17 protein-coding genes and 9 pseudogenes (1 of these 26 only partly in view) are annotated in these 21,292 nt (G+C 74.1%); 23 read left to right on the top strand and 3 right to left on the bottom strand.

Going from position 1 to position 21,292, the window contains the following annotated elements:
* Positions 1-457: 457 nt before the first annotated feature.
* Entirely contained in the window at positions 458-1,375 is a 918-nt protein-coding gene (locus MF408_RS22935) for a hypothetical protein (protein ID WP_240249540.1), read from the top strand.
* Positions 1,376-1,382: 7 nt separating this feature from the next.
* Here MF408_RS22935 and MF408_RS22930 read toward each other — a convergent pair whose 3' ends face one another.
* Positions 1,383-1,991 (bottom strand): 4-amino-4-deoxy-L-arabinose transferase, encoded by a 609-nt coding sequence (locus MF408_RS22930; protein WP_240249539.1) that lies wholly within the window; start codon positions 1,989-1,991, stop codon positions 1,383-1,385.
* Positions 1,981-3,210 carry an amino acid deaminase/aldolase gene (locus MF408_RS22925; protein ID WP_240249538.1) on the bottom strand — a complete coding sequence of 410 codons (1,230 nt, stop codon included), beginning with the start codon at positions 3,208-3,210 and terminating at the stop codon, positions 1,981-1,983. Before MF408_RS22925 ends, MF408_RS22930 begins: the two co-directional genes overlap by 11 nt.
* A 68-nt stretch (positions 3,211-3,278) precedes the next feature.
* Between MF408_RS22925 and MF408_RS22920 the strand changes: the two genes are divergently transcribed.
* The 12 genes and pseudogenes from MF408_RS22920 to MF408_RS27410 all read left to right on the top strand — a co-directional run bounded on the left by MF408_RS22920 (position 3,279) and on the right by MF408_RS27410 (position 10,917).
* Positions 3,279-3,590, top strand: a complete 312-nt coding sequence (locus MF408_RS22920) for an SseB family protein (RefSeq protein WP_240252131.1) — start codon at positions 3,279-3,281, stop codon at positions 3,588-3,590.
* 17 nt (positions 3,591-3,607) lie between these two features.
* Complete coding sequence (locus tag MF408_RS22915; RefSeq protein ID WP_240249537.1) at positions 3,608-3,811, top strand: hypothetical protein; 204 nt, start codon at positions 3,608-3,610, stop codon at positions 3,809-3,811.
* Positions 3,812-3,852: 41 nt separating this feature from the next.
* Positions 3,853-4,530: pseudogene (gene infC, locus MF408_RS22910) on the top strand (translation initiation factor IF-3); the annotation flags it as partial.
* A gap of 238 nt (positions 4,531-4,768) precedes the next feature.
* The gene (gene rpmI / locus MF408_RS22905) at positions 4,769-4,963 is read left to right on the top strand and encodes a 50S ribosomal protein L35 (RefSeq protein ID WP_240252130.1); all 195 of its coding nucleotides are present in this window, start codon (positions 4,769-4,771) and stop codon (positions 4,961-4,963) included.
* Positions 4,964-5,008: 45 nt separating this feature from the next.
* Positions 5,009-5,398 (top strand): 50S ribosomal protein L20, encoded by a 390-nt coding sequence (gene rplT / locus MF408_RS22900; RefSeq protein WP_240249536.1) that lies wholly within the window; start codon positions 5,009-5,011, stop codon positions 5,396-5,398.
* 311 nt (positions 5,399-5,709) lie between these two features.
* Positions 5,710-6,000: pseudogene (locus MF408_RS27425) on the top strand (TrmH family RNA methyltransferase); the annotation flags it as partial.
* An 85-nt stretch (positions 6,001-6,085) separates the two neighbouring features.
* A complete protein-coding gene (locus MF408_RS27420) occupies positions 6,086-6,265 on the top strand; it encodes a TrmH family RNA methyltransferase (protein WP_345893974.1) in 180 nt (59 codons plus the stop codon).
* 9 nt (positions 6,266-6,274) lie between these two features.
* Positions 6,275-7,102, top strand: a complete 828-nt coding sequence (locus tag MF408_RS22890; RefSeq protein ID WP_240249535.1) for a histidine kinase dimerization/phospho-acceptor domain-containing protein — start codon at positions 6,275-6,277, stop codon at positions 7,100-7,102.
* Complete coding sequence (locus tag MF408_RS22885) at positions 6,984-7,460, top strand: ATP-binding protein (protein ID WP_240249534.1); 477 nt, start codon at positions 6,984-6,986, stop codon at positions 7,458-7,460. Before MF408_RS22890 ends, MF408_RS22885 begins: the two co-directional genes overlap by 119 nt.
* A pseudogene (pheS, locus tag MF408_RS22880) lies at positions 7,367-8,505 on the top strand (phenylalanine--tRNA ligase subunit alpha). Before MF408_RS22885 ends, pheS begins: the two are co-directional and overlap by 94 nt.
* 617 nt (positions 8,506-9,122) lie before the next feature.
* Positions 9,123-9,371, top strand: a pseudogene (locus MF408_RS27415) (phenylalanine--tRNA ligase beta subunit-related protein); the annotation flags it as partial.
* 118 nt (positions 9,372-9,489) lie between these two features.
* On the top strand, positions 9,490-10,917 hold the full coding sequence (locus tag MF408_RS27410; RefSeq protein ID WP_345893799.1) for a phenylalanine--tRNA ligase subunit beta: 1,428 nt from the start codon (positions 9,490-9,492) through the stop codon (positions 10,915-10,917).
* 83 nt (positions 10,918-11,000) lie between these two features.
* On the opposite strand, the gene MF408_RS22870 is transcribed toward MF408_RS27410, so the two are convergent.
* On the bottom strand, positions 11,001-11,810 hold the full coding sequence (locus tag MF408_RS22870; protein WP_240249533.1) for a maleylpyruvate isomerase family mycothiol-dependent enzyme: 810 nt from the start codon (positions 11,808-11,810) through the stop codon (positions 11,001-11,003).
* An 88-nt stretch (positions 11,811-11,898) separates the two neighbouring features.
* Here MF408_RS22870 and argC point away from each other — a divergent pair, with 88 nt between their 5' ends.
* The 10 genes and pseudogenes from argC to argH form a co-directional block, all read left to right on the top strand.
* Positions 11,899-12,945, top strand: a complete 1,047-nt coding sequence (gene argC, locus MF408_RS22865) for an N-acetyl-gamma-glutamyl-phosphate reductase (RefSeq protein ID WP_240249532.1) — start codon at positions 11,899-11,901, stop codon at positions 12,943-12,945.
* A pseudogene (locus MF408_RS27405) lies at positions 12,879-13,253 on the top strand (hypothetical protein); the annotation flags it as partial. The gene argC and the pseudogene MF408_RS27405, both read left to right, overlap by 67 nt.
* A 123-nt stretch (positions 13,254-13,376) precedes the next feature.
* A pseudogene (argJ, locus tag MF408_RS22855) lies at positions 13,377-14,527 on the top strand (bifunctional glutamate N-acetyltransferase/amino-acid acetyltransferase ArgJ).
* Positions 14,524-15,468, top strand: coding sequence for an acetylglutamate kinase (gene argB / locus MF408_RS22850; RefSeq protein WP_240249531.1), 945 nt, complete (start codon positions 14,524-14,526; stop codon positions 15,466-15,468). The pseudogene argJ and the gene argB overlap by 4 nt, the downstream one beginning before the upstream one ends.
* Entirely contained in the window at positions 15,465-16,700 is a 1,236-nt protein-coding gene (locus MF408_RS22845) for an acetylornithine transaminase (protein WP_275693270.1), read from the top strand. The genes argB and MF408_RS22845 overlap by 4 nt, the downstream gene beginning before the upstream one ends.
* Positions 16,697-17,628 (top strand): annotated as a pseudogene (gene argF, locus MF408_RS22840) (ornithine carbamoyltransferase). The gene MF408_RS22845 and the pseudogene argF overlap by 4 nt, the downstream one beginning before the upstream one ends.
* Positions 17,621-18,145 (top strand): arginine repressor, encoded by a 525-nt coding sequence (locus tag MF408_RS22835; RefSeq protein WP_240249530.1) that lies wholly within the window; start codon positions 17,621-17,623, stop codon positions 18,143-18,145. The pseudogene argF and the gene MF408_RS22835 overlap by 8 nt, the downstream one beginning before the upstream one ends.
* A pseudogene (gene argG, locus MF408_RS22830) lies at positions 18,142-19,574 on the top strand (argininosuccinate synthase). Before MF408_RS22835 ends, argG begins: the two are co-directional and overlap by 4 nt.
* A gap of 222 nt (positions 19,575-19,796) precedes the next feature.
* Positions 19,797-20,057 carry a hypothetical protein gene (locus MF408_RS22825; protein ID WP_240249529.1) on the top strand — a complete coding sequence of 87 codons (261 nt, stop codon included), beginning with the start codon at positions 19,797-19,799 and terminating at the stop codon, positions 20,055-20,057.
* Positions 20,054-21,292, top strand: a pseudogene (argH, locus tag MF408_RS22820) (argininosuccinate lyase) (it continues 194 nt past the right edge of the window). The gene MF408_RS22825 and the pseudogene argH overlap by 4 nt, the downstream one beginning before the upstream one ends.

Here is a 21,292-nt window from a genome sequence, read left to right as displayed (position 1 = left end):
GGCGCCGCCTCCGGCGCGGTGGGATGGTCCGGTCGCCACACCCGCCTCCGCGGGCGCCCGGCGACGTACGTCGACCGCTCCCGATCCCGGAGGACCCCCGTGTTCCGTCGTCTCGCCCTCGGCGCCGCCGCCCTGCTGACCGCGGCCGGCCTCGCCGTCACCGCTCCCGGTGCCACGCCGCCCGCCGGCGCCGCCAGCGCCGACGGCCACCTCGTCTACGTCAAGGGCGGCAACGTGTGGGTCTCCCGCCCCGACGGCAGCGGCCAGGTGCGGGTGACCTCCGACGGCGGGTACAGCGACCCGTCGATGTCCGACAACGGTCGGATCGCCGCCGTGCGGGGCAGCTCGCTCGTGGTGCTGCGCGCCGACGGGACGCGGCTCGCCCAGTTCAAGCTGCCCGGCCTCTTCGTCGAGGGCAGCTGCAGCACCGTCAGCACCACCCCCTCCGCTCGACGCGGTGATCTCGCCGGACGGCACCAAGGTCGCCTGGTCGCAGCTGCGCACCTCGCAGTGCGCGGGCCGGCTCGTCATCGACGACCTCACTGCGATCACCGACGCGGTGCCCAACGGCGCCGTGCGGCTGCGCGGGCTGGTCCTCGGCTACAGCCCCTCGTGGGTCGGCAACAACAAGGTCGTCGTCGACGACGAGGCCGTCATGCACCTGGTGCCCGTGGACCACCCGGAGCCGAAGGGGATCAGCTGGTTCAGCGCCTACGACCTGCACGGCACGTTCAGCTACGACCTCAACTCGCCGGCGGTGTCGCGCGACGGCTCCCGCGTCGCCTACCTCATGGACTACGACCCGGAGCGGATCTACGACCACGCCACGTCGGGCAACCCGGTGACCTCCAACGCCCCCGGGCTCCCGTCGACCGGCGACCTCTGCGTGGCCGCCACCAACATCCCGCGTCCCGACGAGGGCCCGGTCCTCGACGAGCTGATGTTCTCGCCCGACGGCGACAGCATGGTCGTCGGCGACAACGGCGACGTCACCGTGATCGGCGGCATCCGGAGCGGGAGCTGCGACGAGCGCACCTACACCTCGCCCCTGACCGGCGTCCAGGACGTCTTCTGGTCCGGCTACACCGGCAACGTCAGCGCGCCGGCCCCGGACCGCGCCGCACCGACGGTGAAGATCACCAAGGTCGCGGTCGGGAAGCGCACCGCGAGGGTCACCTTCCGCGGCAGCGACAACGTCACGCCGGCGTCGGGCCTCCGGTTCCAGTGCCAGGTCGACAAGGGCCGGAAGGTCGCGTGCCGCTCGCCGCAGACGTTCCGCGGGCTGAAGAAGGGCGCCCACACGGTCAAGGTCTGGGCGACCGACAAGGCGGGCAACACCCGGTCGACCAGCGCCCGGTTCCGCGTCCGGCGCTGACCGGCGCTCAGGGCGTGCGGACGCGCGGCGCCGCGGCACCCGTGCCGTCGACGACGACGTCCGCACGCTCCGCCGTGCGCTGGGTGGCGAAGAGCAGGTCCTCGTCGGCGGTCCAAGCGTCCCAGTACGGCGCCACCGCGGCGCCGTCCCGGGCGAGGCCGCGGGCCCGGCGCAGGGCCCGCGGCGCGTGCACCCACACCAGCACCGTGACCAGCGCGCTCAGCTCCGCCGGGGCCGAGCCGACGCCCTCGACGACGAGCAGCCCGGTCGGCGCGACGGCGACCGTCTCGGCGAGCTCCCGCGCACCCAGTCGTAGCGACGGTAGGACCCGGGCCGGCCGGCCGCGAGCGGGCGCAGCAGCGCGCCGAGCGGGCCGGCGACGCGCGGCAGCCCCGACCAGCCGTCGTACAGGTCGTCCATGTGCACCAGCCGGGCCGGCCAGGGAGCGAGGTCGACGACGGCCCTGCCGAGCGTGGTCTTCCCCCGAGCCGGCCGGCCCGTCGATGCACACCAGGCGGCCGTTGCCGAGGGTGGGCGCTCGCGCCAGCGCCAGGTCGAGGACCAGCTGCGCGGTCGCCGTGGGGGAGCCGCGACCGGCGGTCGGCTCAGAAGGCAAGCCCGTGACCCCGGTAGGTCGGGACGGTGTCGACGAAGCGGTCGCCCTGCAGCAGGTGGACGACGCGGCCGTGCTCGAAGGGCTCGCCGGACTTCGCGTGCCGGAACCACACCAGGTCGCCGATCCGCAGCCGCGCCGCCGCCGGTCCGGTCAGCGGCGTCTGCACCTCGCCGGCGCCCTCGAGCCCGGTCAGGTGGAGGCCCGCGGGAGCCCACGGGACGGGGAGCCGGTCCGCTCCCGCCGCTCCCGAGGCGACCAGGCCGCCGCCGTGGACGGTGGCGCTGGTGGCCGACGGCCGTCGGGTGACCGGCAGGCCGTAGAACGAGGCGGGCCGGGGCACGAACGACTGGTAGTGGTCGAACAGCGCGGGCACCAGCAGCCCGGACCCCGCCGTCACCTCGGTCACCACCGGGTCCGCCGCCGAGGACTCCAGCGAACCGGTGCCGCCGGCGTTCCACAGCTCGAGGTCGGCGACCCGCGCCAGCGCCTCGGCCACCGCGGCCCGCCGGGCCCGCAGCTGACTGACCGAGGCGTCCTTGAGCCGCCGGACCACGAGCGACCGGGCCCGCTGGTGCGGGACCGCGTCCGGGACCCCGGCCACCTGCCCCTCGTAGGTCATCACCCCGACGAGGTGGAACCCCGCCCTCGCGACGACCGCCCGCGCGAGCGCCACGACATCCGCGGTGTCGTGGAGCGGCGACCGCTTGGGGCCGACGTGCTGGCCGCCGATCCGGAGGCCGGCATCGACGTCGATCACGACCCGGACCGGCACCGCCGTGGAGGCCCGCACCGAGTCGACCAGGTCGAGGTGGGCGACGTCGTCGACCATGAGCGCGATCCGCGACGCCGCCCGGGGCGAGGCCACCAGCGCGGCGAGGGCCGCCCGGTCGACGGTGGGGTAGGCGACGACGAGGTCGTCGGTCACCTCCTGCTCCTCCAGCCAGAGCGCCTCGGCGAGCGTGTAGGCGAGGACGCCGCGGAAGCCGCTGTGGCCGAGCGCCCGCCGGACCAGCGCGGGCACGCGCACCGACTTCGACGCGACCCGCACCGGCTTGCCACCCGCCCGCCGCGCGAGGTCGGCCGCGTTGGCGTCGAACGCGTCGAGGTCGACGACGAGGATCGGCGTCGGGAGCGGCGCGCCGTGCGCCTGCACCGCAGCGTCGAGACGCGCGGCGAGCCGGTCGCGCGAGACGGGGTCGGCGGCTGAGTCGGGCGGCACCCGGTCATGGTGCCACGACGCCGCGCCGGTTCGGCGGGGCCGCGCGCCGGTGCGAGGATGGGAGGGTGATGACGCCGCACCCCGACCAGCGACGGCTCCAGGGCTCGCCGTACGTCGACGACGACGGCGCCGCGGTCCCGGCCGTGACGCGCGCGCTCGCGGCGTACGACGCCGGTCGTGCGCCGGCCGCGGAGGCGCTCGCCGCCCTCGCCGGGTCACGGCTCCTGGTTCCGGTCGTCGCGATCCTCGGCGAGGTGGAGCACGACGCTGCCGGGCTGGCGCGCGACAAGAGCAGCGACATGGCGACCGTGCTGCTGACCGGTGCCGACGGCAGGCGCGCGCTGCTGGCCTTCACCTCCGCCGCCACGCTGGCGGCCTGAACGCCGACGCCCGGCCGGTGCCGGTCGCGACCGCGCTCGCCGCGGCGACGGCCGTTCAGGAGGGCGCCGACGCCGTCGTCGTCGACGTGGCCGGACCGGTCCCGTTCGAGGTCGGTGGCGACGACCTGCACCGGGTGGCGGCGGGCTGGCGGCCGGTCCGGCTGCCCGACGGCGACTGGGCCTGGCTCGGGGATTCGCGCCCGCCGGAACAAATCGGATAGTCTTCGGTGTTGACCGATCCGTGGCCTGAGCCCCACCCCCGGTGGAGCGACGGTCTCAGATCCACAAGCGGGGACCACCAGCAGCACCGTCTCCCACCCGCACCGACCGCCGCAGCGATGCACAGGTCGTCGGGTCCGGTCCGAGGTACCAGGTCGTGCGCCGGGAGCGCGCGGTGACGGTGCCGTTGACTGGCTTCCGCTTGGCACGAGCGGGAGCCGTCGTCGTTTTCCACCGTCGCGGGCTCCCATCCGACGACACTGGAGGACCTATCAGCACCGAGCTGCGCATCAACGACCGGATCCGAGTTCCCGAGGTCCGGCTCGTCGGACCCAACGGCGAGACCGTTGGGATCGTCCCGACCGACCAGGCACTCAAGCTGGCCCAGGAAGCCGACCTGGACCTGGTCGAGGTCGCCCCCATGGCCCGTCCGCCCGTCTGCAAGCTGATGGACTACGGGAAGTTCAAGTACGAGAACGCCCAGAAGGCCCGTGAGGCGCGACGGAACCAGACCAACGTCATCATCAAGGAGATGAAGCTCCGGCCGAAGATCGACCAGCACGACTACGAGACCAAGAAGGGTCACGTCGTGCGGTTCCTCAAGGCCGGCGACAAGGTCAAGATCACGATCATGTTCCGCGGCCGCGAGCAGCACCGCCCCGAGCTGGGCTTCCGGCTGCTGCAGAAGCTGGCCGAGGACGTCCAGGAGCTGGGCTTCGTGGAGTCCGCCCCCAAGCAGGACGGGCGCAACATGATCATGGTCCTGGGCCCCAACAAGAAGAAGGCCGAGGCGAAGGCGGAGGTCAAGGCCGCCAAGCAGGAGGCCGCCGCCGAGCGCGCTGCCGAGGCGGCCGAGGAGCGTGCCGAGCGCACGGCCACCCAGCCGGCCACCGAGCGGAAGCAGACGCGCCAACGACGCGCTCGACCCCGACATGGACGTCTAGAGAAGAGAGAACGAGATGCCGAAGAACAAGACCCACTCGGGTGCGAGCAAGCGCTTCCGCGTCACCGGCAGCGGCAAGATCCTGCGCGAGAAGGCCGGCAAGCGGCACAACCTGGAGAAGAAGTCCTCCAAGGTCACCCGCCGGATGACCGGCACCACCGAGGTCGCCAAGAACGACGTCCCGCGCGCGAAGAAGATGCTCGGCCTCTGAGGCCGGCCGTTCCGCACCCCGAGCACTGGAACTAGGAGTCAAGAGATGGCACGCGTCAAGCGCGCAGTGAACGCGGCGAAGAAGCGCCGGACGACCCTCGAGCGGGCCAGCGGCTACCGCGGGCAGCGCTCGCGGCTCTACCGCAAGGCCAAGGAGCAGGTCACCCACTCCCTGGTCTACAGCTACAACGACCGCAAGAAGAACAAGGGCAACTTCCGCCGGCTGTGGATCCAGCGGATCAACGCCGCCGCCCGCGCGGAGGGCATGACCTACAACCGGTTCATCCAGGGCCTCAACCTGGCCGGCGTCGAGGTCGACCGCAAGATCATCGCCGACCTCGCCGTCAACGACCCGGCGGCGTTCAAGGCGCTCGTCGAGACCGCCCGGGCCGCGCTGCCCGAGGACGTCAACGCCCCCGTCGAGGCGTCGGCCTGACCGGCCTGATCGGGCCAACCGGCTCGTCCGGGTCCGCCGGCCCGCGATGACACCCCTGACCCCGGGCAACACCCGGGTGAAGGAAGCACGACGGCTCAGCCGCCGCTCGGTCCGCACCGAGCGGCGGCTGTTCCTTGCCGACGGCCCCAAGGCCGTCGAGGGCGCCTTGGCGGTGCCCGACCGGGTCGTCGAGGTGTTCGCGACGCCCGCCGCCACCGACCACCACGCCGACCTGGCGGCGACCGCCCGGGACGCCGGAGCGCCCTGGACGCTGGTCGACGAGCGGGCCCCTGCGCTCGCTGAGCGACGCGGTGACGCCGGCGGGGCTCGTCGCGGTCTGCCGGTTCCTCGACCGGCCGCTGGCCGACGTGCTCGACGGCCGGCCTCCCACAGCGGGGGCCTCGCCGCACCCGCTCGTCGCGCTCTGCGCCGACGTGCGCGACCCCGGCAACGCCGGCACCGTCGTCCGCTGCGCCGACGCGGCCGGCGCCTGGGGCGTCGTGCTCGCCGGCGACTCCGTCGACGCCCACAACCCCAAGACGGTCCGGGCGAGCGTCGGCAGCCTGTTCCACCTCCCGGTCGCCGTCGAGCGCGACGCCGGGGCCGCGGTCCGGGCCGCGCAGGCGGCCGGCCTCACCGTCCTCGCCGCCGACGGCGGCGGGGACGTCGACCTTCGAGGCCGACGCGCTGCTCGCGCGGCCGACCGCCTGGCTCTTCGGCAACGAGGCGTGGGGACTGCCCGAGGAGCTGCGCGCCGCCGCCGACCATGTCGTGTCGATCCCGATCTACGGCGGCGCCGAGAGCCTCAACCTGTCGACCGCCGCGGCGCTGTGCCTCTACGCCTCCGCGCGGGCGCACCGCCGCTAACCTCGCCCCATGCCCCAGCGCGCCATCGACGCGATGCCGGACGGCGTCGTCCTCGCCGGGCCGGACGGCCGGGTGGAGCTCACCAACACCGAGGCGCGCCGGATGCTGCGGCTCGACGGCGACGGGGAGGGCCTGCCGCTCGACGAGGTGCTGGCCCTCAGCGACCAGGACGGCAACGGGTGGGTCCAGCTCAACGACCCCTACGGCGGCCTGGTCACCCGCACCGCCGTCCCCGAGCAGTCGTGGCTGCTTCCCGACGGCACCGAGGTGCTGGTCGCCGCCCGGTTGCACCGGCCGGCCCCGCGCCGCCCGATCGACCGGGTCGCGGTCTCGCTCCGCTCCGGCCGGTGGCGGGCCCGCCTCGACCGCGACCGCTCCGACCTCGTCGCCACCGTCGCCCACGAGCTGCGCTCCCCGCTCACCGGCGTCCGCGGGTTCGTCCACGCCATGCTCAACCGCTGGGAGAAGCTCAGCGACGACCAGAAGCGCCTGATGCTCACGACCGTCGCCGCCGACGCCGACCGGCTCAGCCGGCTGATCGCCGAGCTGCTCGACGTGGCCCGGATCGACACCGGCCGGCTCCAGTTCCACAGCCGACCGGTCGACCTGGTGGTCCTGACCGAGCGGGCGGTCGAGTCGGTGCGGCAGTCGACGTCGCGCACCATCTCCTTCGAGTCCGACCCCTCCCCCGACGGTGCTCGCCGACCCGGACAAGGTCGTGCAGGTCCTGACCAACCTGGTCGAGAACGGGGTCCGCCACGGCGCGGGCGACGTGACGGTGACCGTCGCACCCGCCGACCCGGGGTACGTCGGGGTGACGGTCACCGACGAGGGTGAGGGGATCCCCGCGGAGCTGCGGCAGCAGGTGTTCACCAAGTTCTGGACGATCGGCAGGGGCGGCGGGTCGGGCCTCGGGCTCTACATCGTCAACGGGCTGGTCCGCGCCCAGGGCGGCACCGTCACCATCGACGACCGGCCGGGCGGGGGGAGCGGTGGTCACGGTGACGTGGCCGGTCGCCGACCCCTGATACCGGTTGGGCTCGCCGGGCCGCCGGTTCCTAGACTGCCCCTGTGTCCGGACCCAACACCGACTACGACCCCGTGGAAGTCGCCGCCGTGCAGCCCGAGGAGGTCGAGGCCGCCCGCGAGGCGGCCCTCGCCGCGATCGCCGCGGCCGCGGACCTCGACGAGCTGAAGCGGGTCCGCACCGAGCACGCCGGCGACCGGTCGCCGCTCGCGCTCGCCAACCGCGAGATCGGGGGCGCTGCCGCCGCAGGCCCGCAAGGAGGCCGGCCAGCGGGTCGGTCGCGCGCGTGGCGAGGTCAACCAGGCGCTCGCCGCCCGGCAGGAGGTGCTGGAGGCCGAGCACGAGGCGCGGATCCTCGTCGAGGAGACCGTCGACGTCACCCTCCCGACCGACCGGCTGCCGGTCGGGGCGCGGCACCCGATCACGACCGGCTCGGAGCTGATCGCCGACATCTTCGTCGCGATGGGCTGGGAGGTCGCCGAGGGCCCGGTCATCGAGGCGGAGTGGCTCAACTTCGACGCCCTCAACCTCGGCGCCGACCACCCCGCGCGCACCATGCAGGACACCTTCTGGACCGCCCCCCTCCGACCGGGCCGGCGCGGACGTCGAGGACGTTCAGGACGTGCAGGACGTGCACGGCGCCGGCACCGGCGTCGTGCTCCGCACCCAGACCTCGCCGGTCCAGGCCCGCACCATGCTCACCCAGGAGCCGCCGATCTACGTCGTCGCGCCCGGCCGGGTGTTCCGCACCGACGAGTACGACGCCACGCACAGCCCGATGTTCCACCAGGTCGAGGGCCTCGCCGTCGACGAGGGCATCACGATGGGCCACCTCAAGGGCACCCTCGACCACTTCGCGTCGCGAATGTTCGGCGACGGCGTCACCACCCGGTTCCGGCCGTCGTACTTCCCGTTCACCGAGCCCTCGGCGGAGGTCGACCTGCTCTGCTTCGTCTGCCGCGGCACGGGGTCCGGCGACGCGGGCGGCACCTGCCGCACCTGCCGCGGCGAGGGCTGGATCGAGTGGGGCGGCTGCGGCGTCGTGAACCCGCGGGTCCTCGTCGCCTGCGGCGTCGACCCCGAGCGCTACACGGGGTTCGCCTTCGGCATGGGCATCGACCGGACGCTGATGTTCCGGCACGGCCTCGAGGACCTGCGCACGCTCTTCGAGGGCGACGTCCGCTTCACCACCGCGTTCGGAACGGAGCTCTGACCCGTGAAGGCCCCTGTCTCCTGGATCAAGGAGTACGTCGACCTGCCGGCGGACGTCACGACCGAGCAGCTCACCCGACGGCTGACCGACCTCGGGCTCAAGCTCGAGGCGGTGCGCAGCGCCGCCGAGGGCATCTCCGGCCCGCTCGTGGTCGGCCGGGTGCTGACGATGGACCCCGAGCCGCAGAAGAACGGCAAGACGATCAACTGGTGCACCGTCGACGTCGGCCGGGCGAACGGCACCGGTGAGCCGCAGGGCATCGTGTGCGGAGCCCACAACTTCGCTCCCGGCGACCTCGTGGTCGTCGTGCTCCCCCGGCGGCGTGCTGCCCGGCGGCTTCGAGATCTCCGCACGCAAGACCTACGGCCACGTCTCGGCCGGCATGATCTGCTCCGCCCGCGAGCTCGGGATCGGCGAGGACCACGACGGGATCATCGTGCTGCCGACCGGCGCCGGGGAGCCCGGCGACGACGCGATGGACGTCCTCGGGCTCCGCGAGGAGGTCATCGAGTTCGAGATCAACCCCCGACCGCGCCTACGGGCTGTCCCTCCGCGGCATCGCCCGCGACGTCGCGCTGGGGTTCGGCGCCCCCTTCCGCGACCCCGCGCTGCGCGACGTGCCGCCGGCCGACGACCGCGGTTACCCGGTCGCCGTCGACGACCCGGTCGGTTGCCCGGTCTTCGTCGCCCGCACGGTCACCGGCTTCGACCCGACCGCGCCGACGCCGTCGTGGATGGCCGAGCGGATCAGCCACGCCGGCATGCGGCCGATCTCGCTCGCCGTCGACATCACCAACTACGTGATGCTCGAGACCGGCCGCCCGATCCACGGCTACGACCTCGACAAGCTGCAGGGGCCGATCCGGGTCCGGCGTGCGGTCGAGGGGGAGCGGATGACGACGCTCGACGGCAACGTGCGCACCCCTCTCCCCGGAGGACCTCGTCGTCACCGACGACTCCGGCATCATCGGCCTCGGCGGCGTGATGGGCGGCGAGACCACCGAGATGTCGGGGTCGACCACCAACGTGCTGGTCGAGGCGGCGCACTGGGACGCGGTCTCGATGTTCCGCACCGGCAAGCGGCACCGGATCTCCTCCGAGGCCGGCAAGCGCAACGAGCGGGGCGTCGACCCGACGATCTGCGAGGCCGCGGCCGACCGGGTGGTCGAGCTGCTCGTCGAGCTGGGCGGCGGCACCGCCGAGCCGGGCGTGACCGTCGTCGGCACGCCTCCGGCGCCGAGGGTGGTGGAGATGGCGGCGCACCTGCCGGCACGGGTCACCGGCATCGACATCGCGCCGGCGACGACGACCGACCACCTCGAGGCGGTCGGCTGCCGGGTCGAGGTCGACGGTGACCGGGTCCGCGCGACGGCACCGCCGTGGCGGCCCGACCTGACCGATCCGTTCGACCTCGTCGAGGAGGTCGCGCGCGTCGTCGGCTACGACCAGGTGCCGTCGGTCCTGCCGAGGGAGGCCACCGGGCGCGGCCTCACCCGTGCCCAGCGGCTCCGCCGACGGGTCGGCCGCGCGCTCGCCGGCGCCGGCTGTGTCGAGGTGGTCAGCTTCCCGTTCGTCGGCGACGCCACCTTCGACGCCCTCGGTCTCGACGACGACGACCCGCTCCGCTCCACCGTCGGGCTGGCCAACCCGCTGTCGGCCGAGGAGCCCGCCTACACCACGACCCTGCTCCCCGGGCTGCTGCGTGCCGCGCACCGCAACCTCAGCCGCGGCGTGCCGGGCGTCGCCCTGTTCGAGACCGGCACGGTCGCGTTCCCGGTCGACCGCGGGCCCGCGCCGATCTACGGCGTCGACCGGCGCCCCGACGACGCCGAGCTGCACAAGCTGCTCGAGGCGCTGCCGCACCAGCCGCTGCACCTCGCGGTGGTCCTGGCCGGCGAGCGCGAGCGGGCGGGCTGGTGGGGCCCGGGACGCGAGGCCGGCTGGGCCGACGCCATCGCCGTCGCCCGGCGCGTGGGCGCCGACCTCGGGCTCACCGTCGAGCCGCGACAGGCGAGCCGGATGCCGTGGCACCCCGGGCGCTGCGCCGTGCTGCTCGTCGGCGGCGAGGAGGTCGGTCACGCGGGTGAGCTGCACCCGAAGGTCTGCGCGGCGTTCGGCATCCCGGCCCGCAGCGCCGCGGTCGAGGTCGACCTCGACCGGCTGATGGCGCTCGCGGTCGACGTGGTGCCCGGACCGACGGTCTCCGGGTTCCCGGTGGCGAAGGAGGACGTGGCACTGGTGGTCCCTGCCCACGTCCCCGCGGCCCAGGTCGAGGCCGCGCTCCGCGACGGGGCCGGCGAGCTGCTGGAGTCGGTGCGGCTCTTCGACGTCTACACGGGGGAGCAGATCGGCGAGGGCAGCAAGTCGCTGGCGTTCGCGCTCCGGTTCCGCGCCCCCCGACCGCACCCCTGACGGAGGCGGAGACGAGCGCCGCTCGTGACGCCGCCGTGGCCCGCGCCGCCGAGCTGACCGGAGCCGTCCAGCGGACGTGACGCTCAGGTGAGCGGCGGCCGCACGGCCGCGAGGAACCGTTCCCTCACGCCGGGGTCGCCCGACCAGGTGACGGCCCCGTCGTCGCGGCGCTTCCACAGCCACGCGTCGACGTCGGCGGCCGTCCCGCGCACCGTCGCGGCGGCTGCACCGCCGGCCTGCTCGGCCGCGTCCAGCAGGAGCAGGTGCGGGCCGTCGTGGCTCTCCCCGGAGTCCGGGTCGGTGCCGTGGAACATGCCGGGCCGGACGCGGAGGACGACCTCGACGTCGGTGAGCTCCACGTCCACCTCGCCCTCGCCGGGCTCGAACCGTCCCCATGCCGGCGGCTCCCCGCCGTACATCACGTCGACCAGCTCGGCGACGCCGTCGGCCGCCAGCCGCGGGTCCAGCGGCGACTCGTCGCCCGCGGCCTGCTCCGCGTCGAGCCGGTGGATCAGCGCCTCGTGGGCCTGTCGCCGGTAGGTGAAGCCGACCGTCTGGTCGTCCGACCAGCTCCACGCCGGCTCGGCCGGGTCGGCCGCCTCCAGCGCGGCGACCAGGCCGGCGCTCGTCTCGTCGAAGAACGCGAGCAGCCCCGCGTGGTCGCCCGGACGCTCGGGTCCCGGCGCCTCTTCGTCGGGCGCCGCCGGGCGGGCGGCGATCACCTGCGTCCAGAACCACTGCACCTCGGTGAGGTGCCACAGCAGGTCGCCGGCGTCCCAGTCGGGGCAGGCCGGCACCCGCGCCGCCGGGTCGCACGTCGCGAGGACGTCACGGAACCGCCGGCTGCTGCGGCGGATATGGTCGAGGTAGTCCGGGTGGTCGAGACGCGTCATGGCCGGAACCGTACGGACCGCCGCCGACGGCTGCGAGCCCTTTCTCCGCGACCCGGGAGGGCATGCCGATTCAGGACGGTGTATAGTCATGCACATGGAGCGGGTCAAGGTCGCCGTCGCCGGAGCCAGCGGGTACGCCGGGGGTGAGGTGCTGCGCCTCCTGCTCGGGCACCCGCGGGTCGAGATCGGGGCACTCACCGCCGGCAGCAACGCCGGCGAGTTGCTCGGTGCGCTGCAGCCGCACCTCGTGCCCCTCGCCGACCGGCAGCTCGTCGAGACGACCGCCGACACGCTCGCCGGGCACGACGTGGTGGTGCTCGCGCTTCCCCACGGCCAGTCCGGCCCCCTGGCCGAGCAGCTCCAGCAGCGCGACGACCGGGTGGTCGTGATCGACTGCGGAGCCGACTTCCGGCTCTCCGAGGCGGGGGAGTGGCAGCGCTTCTACGGCAGCCCCCACGCCGGCACCTGGCCCTACGGGCTGCCCGAGCTGCCGGGCCAGCGCGAGCGGCTCGCCGGAGCGCGCCGGATCGCGGTTCCCGGCTGCTACCCCACGGTCTCCACCCTGGCGCTGGCGCCTGCGGTCGCGGCCGGCCTCGTCGAGCCGGACGTCGTCGTGGTCGCTGCCTCCGGGACCAGCGGCGCCGGCAAGGCGCCCAAGCCGCACCTGCTCGGCAGCGAGGTGATGGGCAGCGCGTCGGCCTACGGGGTCGGCGGCGTCCACCGGCACACGCCGGAGATCACCCAGAACCTGGGCGGCCTCACCGGCACTCCGGTGCGGGTCAGCTTCACCCCGCTGCTCGTGCCCATGCCGCGCGGCATCCTGGCCACCTGCAGCGCGCCGCTCGCCGGGCCGCTGACCACCGACGAGGCGCACGACGCCTACGCCAAGGCCTACGGCGCCGAGCCGTTCGTCCACCTCCTCCCGCCCGGCCAGTGGCCGCAGACCGGTGCCGTCGTCGGCTCCAACGCCGTCCACCTCCAGGTGGCCGTCGACGAGGCGGCCGGCCGGCTCGTCGCCGTCGGCGCGGTCGACAACCTCGCCAAGGGCACCGGCGGTGCCGCCGTGCAGTGCCTCAACCTGGCGCTCGGCTGGGACGAGACGACCGGCCTGTCGAACGTGGGGGTCGCCCCGTGAGCGAGCAGACCTTCAGCCTGTCGCGCTACCCCGAGACGCTCGCGCTGGTCCGGCTCGGCCCCGGGGCCGAGGTGCCGGACTGGGCCGAGTCGTCGTCGATCTTCTCGGTCACCGCGACGGCGACCGAGACCACTCTCGTGTGCGCGGGCCGCAGCGTCCCCACCAAGGCCCGGCACGAGAAGCCGTTCACGGCGTTCCGCGTCGACGGCCCCCTCGACTTCGGCCTGACCGGCGTGCTGGTCGCGGTGCTGGCACCCCCTGGCCGAGGAGGGCATCTGGGCTTATGCCCAGTCCACCTTCGACACCGACTGGATCCTGGTGCCGGCCGCGGACGCGGACCGGGCCGAGGAGGCATGGCGACGATCGGGGCACGTCGTGCAGCCCGCCGCCCCCGCCTGAATCCACCTCGTCCCCTGTCCCGGAGGAACCAGATGAGCGTCACCACCCCGGCCGGCTTCACCGCGGCCGGCGTCCACTGCGGCCTGAAGAGCGACGGCCGTCCCGACCTGGCCCTGGTCGTCAACCAGGGTCCCCGCGCCGACTCCGCGAGCGTCTTCACCGCCAACCGCTGCAAGGCCAACCCCGTGCTGTGGAGCGAGCAGGTCGCGGCCGACGGCGTGGTGCGCGCGGTCGTCCTCAACTCCGGCGGCGCCAACTGCTACACCGGCGCCGAGGGCTTCCAGACCACGCACCAGGTGGCCGAGCGGGTGGCCGAGCGGCTCGGCATCGGCGCGATCGACGTCGTCGTCTGCTCGACCGGCCTGATCGGCCTGCGCAACGACCGCGACACCCTGCTCGCCGGGGTCGACCGGGTCCACGCGGCCCTGTCGCCCGCGGGCGGCGCCGACGCGGCCCGCGCGATCATGACGACCGACTCGGTGCCCAAGGAGGTGGTGGTCGAGCGCGACGGCTGGTCCATGGGCGGCATGGCCAAGGGCGCCGGCATGCTCGCCCCCAGCTGGCCACGATGCTCGTCGTGCTCACCACCGACGCGGTGGCCGGTGCCGGCGACCTCGACACCGCGCTCCGGGCGGCGACCCGGGTGAGCTTCGACCGCCTCGACTCCGACGGCTGCATGTCGACCAACGACACCGTGACGGTGATGGCCAGCGGCGCCTCCGGTGTGCAGCCGACCGCCGACGAGCTCGCCGACGCGCTGACCGAGGCCTGCACCTCGCTGGCCATGCAGCTGCTGGCCGACGCGGAGGGCGCCGACCACGAGATCACGATCACGACGCTCAACGCGGCCACCGAGGACGACGCCGTCGAGGTCGGCCGCAGCGTCGCGCGCAGCAACCTGTTCAAGGCGGCGATCTTCGGCAACGACCCCAACTGGGGCCGGGTGCTGGCCTCGATCGGCACCACCGCGGCCGCGTTCGACCCTGCGGACCTCGACGTCGCGATCAACGACGTCTGGGTCTGCCGCGGCTCGGCACCGGCGGAGGACCCCGCCGCCATCGACCTGAAGCCGCGGCAGGTCACCGTGACGATCGACCTCAAGGCCGGCCCTGCCCGGGCCACCGTCTGGACCAACGACCTCACCCACGCCTACGTCCACGAGAACAGCGCCTACAGCTCATGAGCATCGACATCGAGACCGTCCGCCACGATCCCGGCAAGCCCGACCCCGCCAAGGCGCGCACGCTCGCCGCGGCGCTGCCGTGGCTGAAGGCCTACCACGGCAAGGTCGTGGTGGTGAAGTACGGCGGCAACGCCATGACCGACGACCGGCTCAAGCGCGCCTTCGCCGAGGACATCGCGTTCCTGCGGTTCGCCGGCTTCAAGCCGGTGATCGTCCACGGCGGCGGCCCGCAGATCTCGGAGATGCTCGGCCGGCTGCACATCGAGTCGGAGTTCCGCGGCGGCCTGCGGGTGACGACCCCGGAGGCGATGGACGTGGTCCGGATGGTGCTCGTCGGCCAGGTGCAGCGCGAGCTCGTCGGCCTCATCAACGAGCACGGACCGCTCGCGGTCGGCCTCTCCGGCGAGGACGCCGGGCTGTTCACCGCGGAGGCGGCGAGCACCGTCGTCGACGGCGAGGAGGTCGACCTCGGCCTGGTCGGCGACGTCGCCCGGGTGCGTCCCGAGGCCGTCCTCGACCTGATCGAGGCGGGCCGGATCCCCGTCGTCTCCAGCGTGGCGCCCGACGTCGACGGCGTGGTCTACAACGTCAACGCCGACTCGGCCGCGGCCGCGCTCGCCGTCGCGCTGGGCGCGGAGAAGCTGCTGGTGCTCACCGACGTCGAGGGGCTCTACCTCGACTGGCCCGACCCGGAGGAGGTCATCGGCGAGATCAGCCCGGAGACGCTCGAGGAGATCCTGCCCACCCTCGCCTCCGGGATGATCCCCAAGATGGGGGCCTGCCTGCAGGCCGTGCAGGGCGGCGTGAAGCGCGCGACCGTCGTCGACGGCAGGCAGGAGCACGCCGTGCTGCTCGAGCTGTTCACCGACGAGGGGGTCGGCACGCAGGTGCTGCCCGGCGTCGAGACCAAGACCCGCAAGGCGCGGGAGACCGGCCGGTGAGCGCCGCGACGGAGGCCGGCGGCGCCTGGACCGAGCGCTACGCCGCCTCGCTGATGAACGTGTTCGGCCCGCCCAAGCTGGTGCTCGCCCGCGGCCGGGGCGCCCGGGTGTGGGACGTCGACGGCCGCGAGTACGTCGACCTGCTCGCCGGGATCGCCGTCAACGCCCTCGGCCACGCCCACCCGCGGCTGGTCGCCGCGGTGACCGAGCAGCTGTCGACGCTCGGCCACGTCTCGAACTTCTTCGCGACCGAGCCGCAGGTCCGGCTCGCCGAGCGCCTGGGAGCCCTGCTCACCGCCCCGATGGCCGAGCCGCTGGAGACGCGGGTGTTCTTCACCAACTCCGGCGCCGAGGCCAACGAGGCGGCGTTCAAGCTCACCCGCCGCACCGGCCGCACCAAGGTCGTCGTCACCGAGGGCGGGTTCCACGGCCGCACGATGGGCGCGCTCGCGCTCACGTCCAAGCAGGCCTACCGCGAGCCGTTCGAGCCGCTCCCCGGGGACGTGGTCTTCGTGCCCTACGGCGACGCGGCCGCGCTCGAGGCGGCGGTCGACGGGGCGACCGCCGCCGTGCTGGTGGAGCCGGTCCAGGGCGAGGCCGGTGTCGTCGTACCGCCGGCCGGCTACCTGCCGGCTGCCCAGCGCATCGCCCACGACCACGGTGCGCTGCTCTGGCTCGACGAGGTGCAGACCGGCGTCGGCCGCACCGGCGCCTGGTTCGCGCACCAGCACCCCGACCTGGTCGACGCGCCCGTGACGCCCGACGTCGTCACGTTGGCGAAGGGCCTCGCGGGCGGGGTCCCGATCGGCGCGTGCATCGCGACCGGCGGCACCGGCAAGCTCTTCGACCCCGGCAACCACGGCACCACCTTCGGCGGCAACCCGGTGGCCGCGGCGGCGGCGCTCGCCGTCCTCGACACGATCGAGGACGACGGGCTGCTCGCCCGCGCCGCGACCACCGGCCGGCGGCTCACCGACGGCGTGGCCGACCCGCGGGTCACCGAGGTGCGCGGCAGCGGCCTGCTGATCGGCATCGACCTGGTCGAGCCGAAGGCCGCGGAGGTCGTCGCCGCAGCACAGGACGCCGGCTTCATCGTCAACGCCGCGACGCCGGAGCGGGTCCGGCTGGCGCCGCCGCTCGTGCTGGCCGACGCCGACGTCACGGCGTTCCTCGACGCGTGGCCCGGCATCCTCGACGCCGCGGGCGTCGGCGCGGGGGAGAGGCCGGCATGAGGCACTTCCTCCGCGACGACGACCTCAGCCCCGCCGAGCAGGCCGAGGTGCTCGCGCTGGCGGCCCGGATGAAGGAGCGGCCGTTCGACCTCCAGCCGCTCGCGGGCCCGCACACCGTGGCGATGATCTTCGACAAGCCGACCCTCCGCACGCAGGCGTCGTTCTCCGCCGGCATCGCCGAGCTCGGCGGCCACCCGCTGCTGGTGGAGGGCCGGCTCGCCGGCATCGGCGAGCGCGAGTCGGTCGCCGACGTGGCGCGGGTGCTGGGCCGGCAGGCCGCCGCCATCGTGTGGCGCACCTACGGGCAGGGGCCGGCTCGAGGAGATGGCGGCGTACGCTGGCGTGCCGGTGGTCAACGCGCTGACCGACGACTTCCACCCCTGCCAGCTGCTCGCCGACCTGCTGACGGTGCAGGAGCACAAGGGCCGGCTGGCCGGGTTGACCGTGGCGTTCGTCGGCGACGGGGCCTGCAACATGGGCAACTCCTGGCTGCTCGCGGGCGCCACCGCCGGCATGCACGTGCGGATCAGCGGCCCCGGCTCGTTCGTCCCGGCGGCGGACATGTTCGACCGGGCCGCGGGGGATCGCGGCCGGCACGGGCGGCTCGGTGCGACCGGAGGCCGACCCGGTCGCGGCGGTCGCCGGAGCCGACGTCGTGGTCACCGACACGTGGGTGTCGATGGGCAAGGAGGACGAGGCCGAGGCGCGCCGCGCGGTCTTCGCGCCGTACGCCGTCACCGCTGACCTGCTGGGCCGTGCCGCGCCCGACGCGATCGTGATGCACTGCCTCCCGGCCTACCGCGGCTCCGAGATCGCCGCGGACGTGATCGACGGTCCGCAGAGCGTCGTGTGGGACGAGGCCGAGAACCGCCGGCACGCCCAGAAGGCCGTCCTCGCCTGGCTGCACGACAGGCGCGGCCATGACTGAGCACGCCCTGACCCCGATGACCAAGGGCGCGCGGCAGCAGCTGATCGCCGACCTGCTCGCGAGCCGGGCGGTCCGGTCGCAGACCGAGCTGGCCGCGCTCCTGTCGAGCCGCGGCGTCCACGTCACCCAGGCGACGCTGAGCCGCGACCTGGTCGAGCTCGACGCGATCAAGGTGCGGGTGGCGAGCGGCGCCCTGGTCTACGCCGTGCCGGCGGAGGGCGGCGACCGCACCCCCGTCGTCGGCGACAGCGCCGCCGCGGAGCACCGGCTGGCGCGGCTGTGCGGCGAGCTGCTCGTCAGCGCCGACGCCAGCGCCAACCTGGTCGTCCTGCGCACCCCGCCCGGGGCCGCGCAGTTCCTCGCCAGCGCGATCGACAAGGTCGACCTCGGCCCCGAGCACCCGGTGATGGGCACCATCGCCGGCGACGACACCGTCCTCGTGATCGGCCGCGTGGCCGACGGGGGCGAGGCGCTGGCCCACAAGTTCACCTCCCTTGCCGAAAGGAACGACAGTTGAGCAAGGTCCTCACCGCCCTCCCGAGGGGCGAGCGGGTCGGCATCGCCTTCTCCGGCGGTCTCGACACCTCCGTCGCGGTGGCCTGGATGCGCGACAAGGGCGCGGTCCCGTGCACCTACACCGCCGACATCGGGCAGTACGACGAGCCCGACATCTCTGGTGTCCCCGCCCGGGCCCTGCAGTACGGCGCCGAGATCGCCCGGGCCGTCGACTGCCGCCGCCAGCTCGTGGAGGAGGGCCTGGCCGCGATAGCCTGCGGCGCCTTCCACATCCGCTCCGGCGGCCGCGCCTACTTCAACACCACGCCGCTGGGCCGCGCGGTCACCGGCACCATGCTGGTCCGCGCCATGCACGAGGACGGCGTCGACATCTGGGGCGACGGCTCGACGTTCAAGGGGCAACGACATCGAGCGGTTCTACCGCTACGGGCTGCTCGCGAACCCCGAGCTGCGCATCTACAAGCCGTGGCTCGACCCCGAGTTCGTCACCGAGCTCGGCGGCCGGGCCGAGATGAGCCAGTGGCTGACCGAGCACGGCCTGCCCTACCGCGACAGCCAGGAGAAGGCCTACTCCACCGACGCCAACATCTGGGGCGCCACCCACGAGGCGAAGACGCTGGAGCACCTCGACGTCTCGCTCGAGACCGTCCAGCCCATCATGGGCGTCCGGTTCTGGGACCCGTCGGTCGTCATCGAGCCCGAGGACGTGACGATCGCCTTCGAGGGCGGCCGGCCGGTCGCCGTCAACGGGGTCCGCCACGACGACCCGGTGGCGCTCGTCATGGAGGTCAACGCGATCGGCGGCCGGCACGGGCTCGGCATGTCCGACCAGATCGAGAACCGGATCATCGAGGCCAAGTCGCGCGGCATCTACGAGGCACCCGGCATGGCGCTGCTGTGGATCGCCTACGAGCGGCTGCTCAACGCCATCCACAACGAGGACACGATCGAGAACTACCACGCCGACGGGCGGCGGCTGGGCCGGCTGCTCTACGAGGGGCGCTGGCTCGACCCGCAGGCGATGATGATCCGCGAGGCGATCCAGCGGTGGATCGCGTCGCTCGTCACCGGCGAGGTCACGCTCCGCCTGCGCCGCGGCGAGGACTACACGGTCCTCCGCACGGACGGACCGGCGTTCTCCTACCACCCGGAGAAGCTGTCGATGGAGCGCACCGAGAACGCCGCGTTCGGGCCGACCGACCGCATCGGCCAGCTGACGATGCGCAACCTCGACATCGCCGACTCCCCGCGCCAAGCTCGAGCTCTACGCCGGGCAGCCAATGCACCAGGGCCTGGTCGCGGTCGAGCACGGCGTGCTCTACGGCGAGATCGAGGCGGGCGGCGCCGAGCGGATCGCCGCCAACCCCGGCCTCACCGGCGAGGAGGAGGCGCTGCTGGAGGAGGCCGCGATGGAGCTCGGCGCGGACTGATGCGACAGCCGATCCAGCGCGTCGCCGCCCGCGTCCTGCCGGTCAACGCCGCGGGCGAGGTGCTCCTGCTGCAGGGGCAGGACCCCGCGCACCCGGGGGACCTGCACTGGGTGAGCGTCGGCGGCGCCGCCGAGCCGGGGGGGAGACGCTCGCCGCGGCGGCGCTGCGCGAGCTGCTGGAGGAGACCGGTCTGGTCCTCGAGGAGGGGAGCTGGTCGGGCCGGTGCACCGCGCGACCCACCCGTTCTCCTGGGCCGGCCAGGACTACGTCAGCGACAACCACTTCTTCGCGGTGCGCCTCGACGGCGCCGTGGAGGTGCGGTTCGACGGCCTCGAGGACGGCGAGGTCGGCAACATCCTGCAGGCGGACTGGTGGACCCCGGAGCGGCTCGCCGCCGACGGGTCCGCCGCGTCGCCCGACCTGCCCGACATCATGGCGGTCGCGGTCGCGGCCCTCGACGGAACGGACGGTGGAGCACCGTGAGCACGACCAACACCGGCAAGCTGTGGGGCGGCCGGTTCGCCGGGGGACCGTCTCCGGAGCTCGACGCGCTGTCCCGCTCGACGCACTTCGACTGGCGACTGACGCCCTACGACCTCGCCGGGTCCCGGGCGCACGCCAACGCCCTGCACCGCGCCGGGCTCCTGACCGACAACGACCACGCCGAGCTGCTGCGCGGCCTCCGGGCGCTGGGCGAGCGGTACGACGCCGGCACGCTGCAGCCCGATCCCGCCGACGAGGACGTCCACGGCGCCCTCGAGCGGCTGCTGCTCGAGGAGGTCGGGCCCGACGTCGGCGGCCGGCTGCGGGCGGGGGCGCAGCCGCAACGACCAGATCGCCACCCTGTTCAAGATGTTCCTGCGCGACCACGCGCGCACGATCGCGGACCTGGTCGCCGCCCTGGTCGAGGCCCTGGCCGTCCAGGCCGAGCAGCACCTGGGTGGGCCGGAGGGGCGGCCGGCCGTGATGCCGGGCCGCACGCACCTGCAGCACGCCCAGCCGGTGCTGCTCTCCCACCACCTCCTGGCCCACGCGTGGCCGCTGGTGCGGGGGCTGGAGCGGCTGGCCGACTGGGACGCGCGGGTGGCGGGCGACTCGCCCCTACGGCTCCGGCGCGCTGGCGGGGCAGACCCTCGGGCTCGACCCGACGGCCGTGGCGGCCGAGCTCGGCTTCTCGGGGTCGAGCGCCAACTCGATGGACGGCACGGCAGCTCGCGACTTCGTCGCCGAGTTCGCCTTCGTCTGCGCCCAGGTGGGCGTCGACGTCAGCCGGATCGCGGAGGAGGTGATCCTCTGGGCGACCCGGGAGCTCGGGTTCGTCCGGCTCCACGACTCGTGGTCCACCGGGTCGAGCATCATGCCCCAGAAGAAGAACCCCGACATCGCCGAGCTCGCCCGCGGCAAGGCCGGTCGGCTGATCGGCAACCTGGCCGGGCTGCTGGCGACCCTGAAGGCGCTGCCGCTGGCCTACAACCGCGACCTCCAGGAGGACAAGGAGCCGGTCCTCGACTCCGTCGACACGCTCGAGGTGCTGCTCCCGGCGTTCATCGGGATGGTGGCGACCCTGGAGTTCGACACCGAGCGGATGGCCGAGCTCGCGCCGCAGGGCTTCTCGCTGGCGACCGACGTTGCCGAGTGGCTGGTCCGCGAGGGAGTGCCGTTCCGCGTCGCCCACGAGGTCGCCGGCGCCTGCGTCCGCCGGTGCGAGGAGCGGGGGA

This window comes from Nocardioides sp. TF02-7, assembly GCF_022437945.1.
GTDB lineage: Bacteria > Actinomycetota > Actinomycetes > Propionibacteriales > Nocardioidaceae > Nocardioides.
This window is presented reverse-complemented; position numbering and strand designations above follow the sequence as displayed.

Coding starts and splice junctions, on each gene's coding strand:
- MF408_RS22920 (WP_240252131.1), top strand. CDS start 3,279: ATGACGCCGCACCCCGACCAGCGACGGCTCCAGGGCTCGCCGTACGTC.
- rpmI (WP_240252130.1), top strand. CDS start 4,769: ATGCCGAAGAACAAGACCCACTCGGGTGCGAGCAAGCGCTTCCGCGTC.
- rplT (WP_240249536.1), top strand. CDS start 5,009: ATGGCACGCGTCAAGCGCGCAGTGAACGCGGCGAAGAAGCGCCGGACG.
- MF408_RS22890 (WP_240249535.1), top strand. CDS start 6,275: ATGCCCCAGCGCGCCATCGACGCGATGCCGGACGGCGTCGTCCTCGCC.
- MF408_RS27410 (WP_345893799.1), top strand. CDS start 9,490: ATGGGCGGCGAGACCACCGAGATGTCGGGGTCGACCACCAACGTGCTG.
- MF408_RS22870 (WP_240249533.1), bottom strand. CDS start 11,810: ATGACGCGTCTCGACCACCCGGACTACCTCGACCATATCCGCCGCAGC.
- argC (WP_240249532.1), top strand. CDS start 11,899: ATGCACATGGAGCGGGTCAAGGTCGCCGTCGCCGGAGCCAGCGGGTAC.
- argB (WP_240249531.1), top strand. CDS start 14,524: ATGAGCATCGACATCGAGACCGTCCGCCACGATCCCGGCAAGCCCGAC.
- MF408_RS22835 (WP_240249530.1), top strand. CDS start 17,621: ATGACTGAGCACGCCCTGACCCCGATGACCAAGGGCGCGCGGCAGCAG.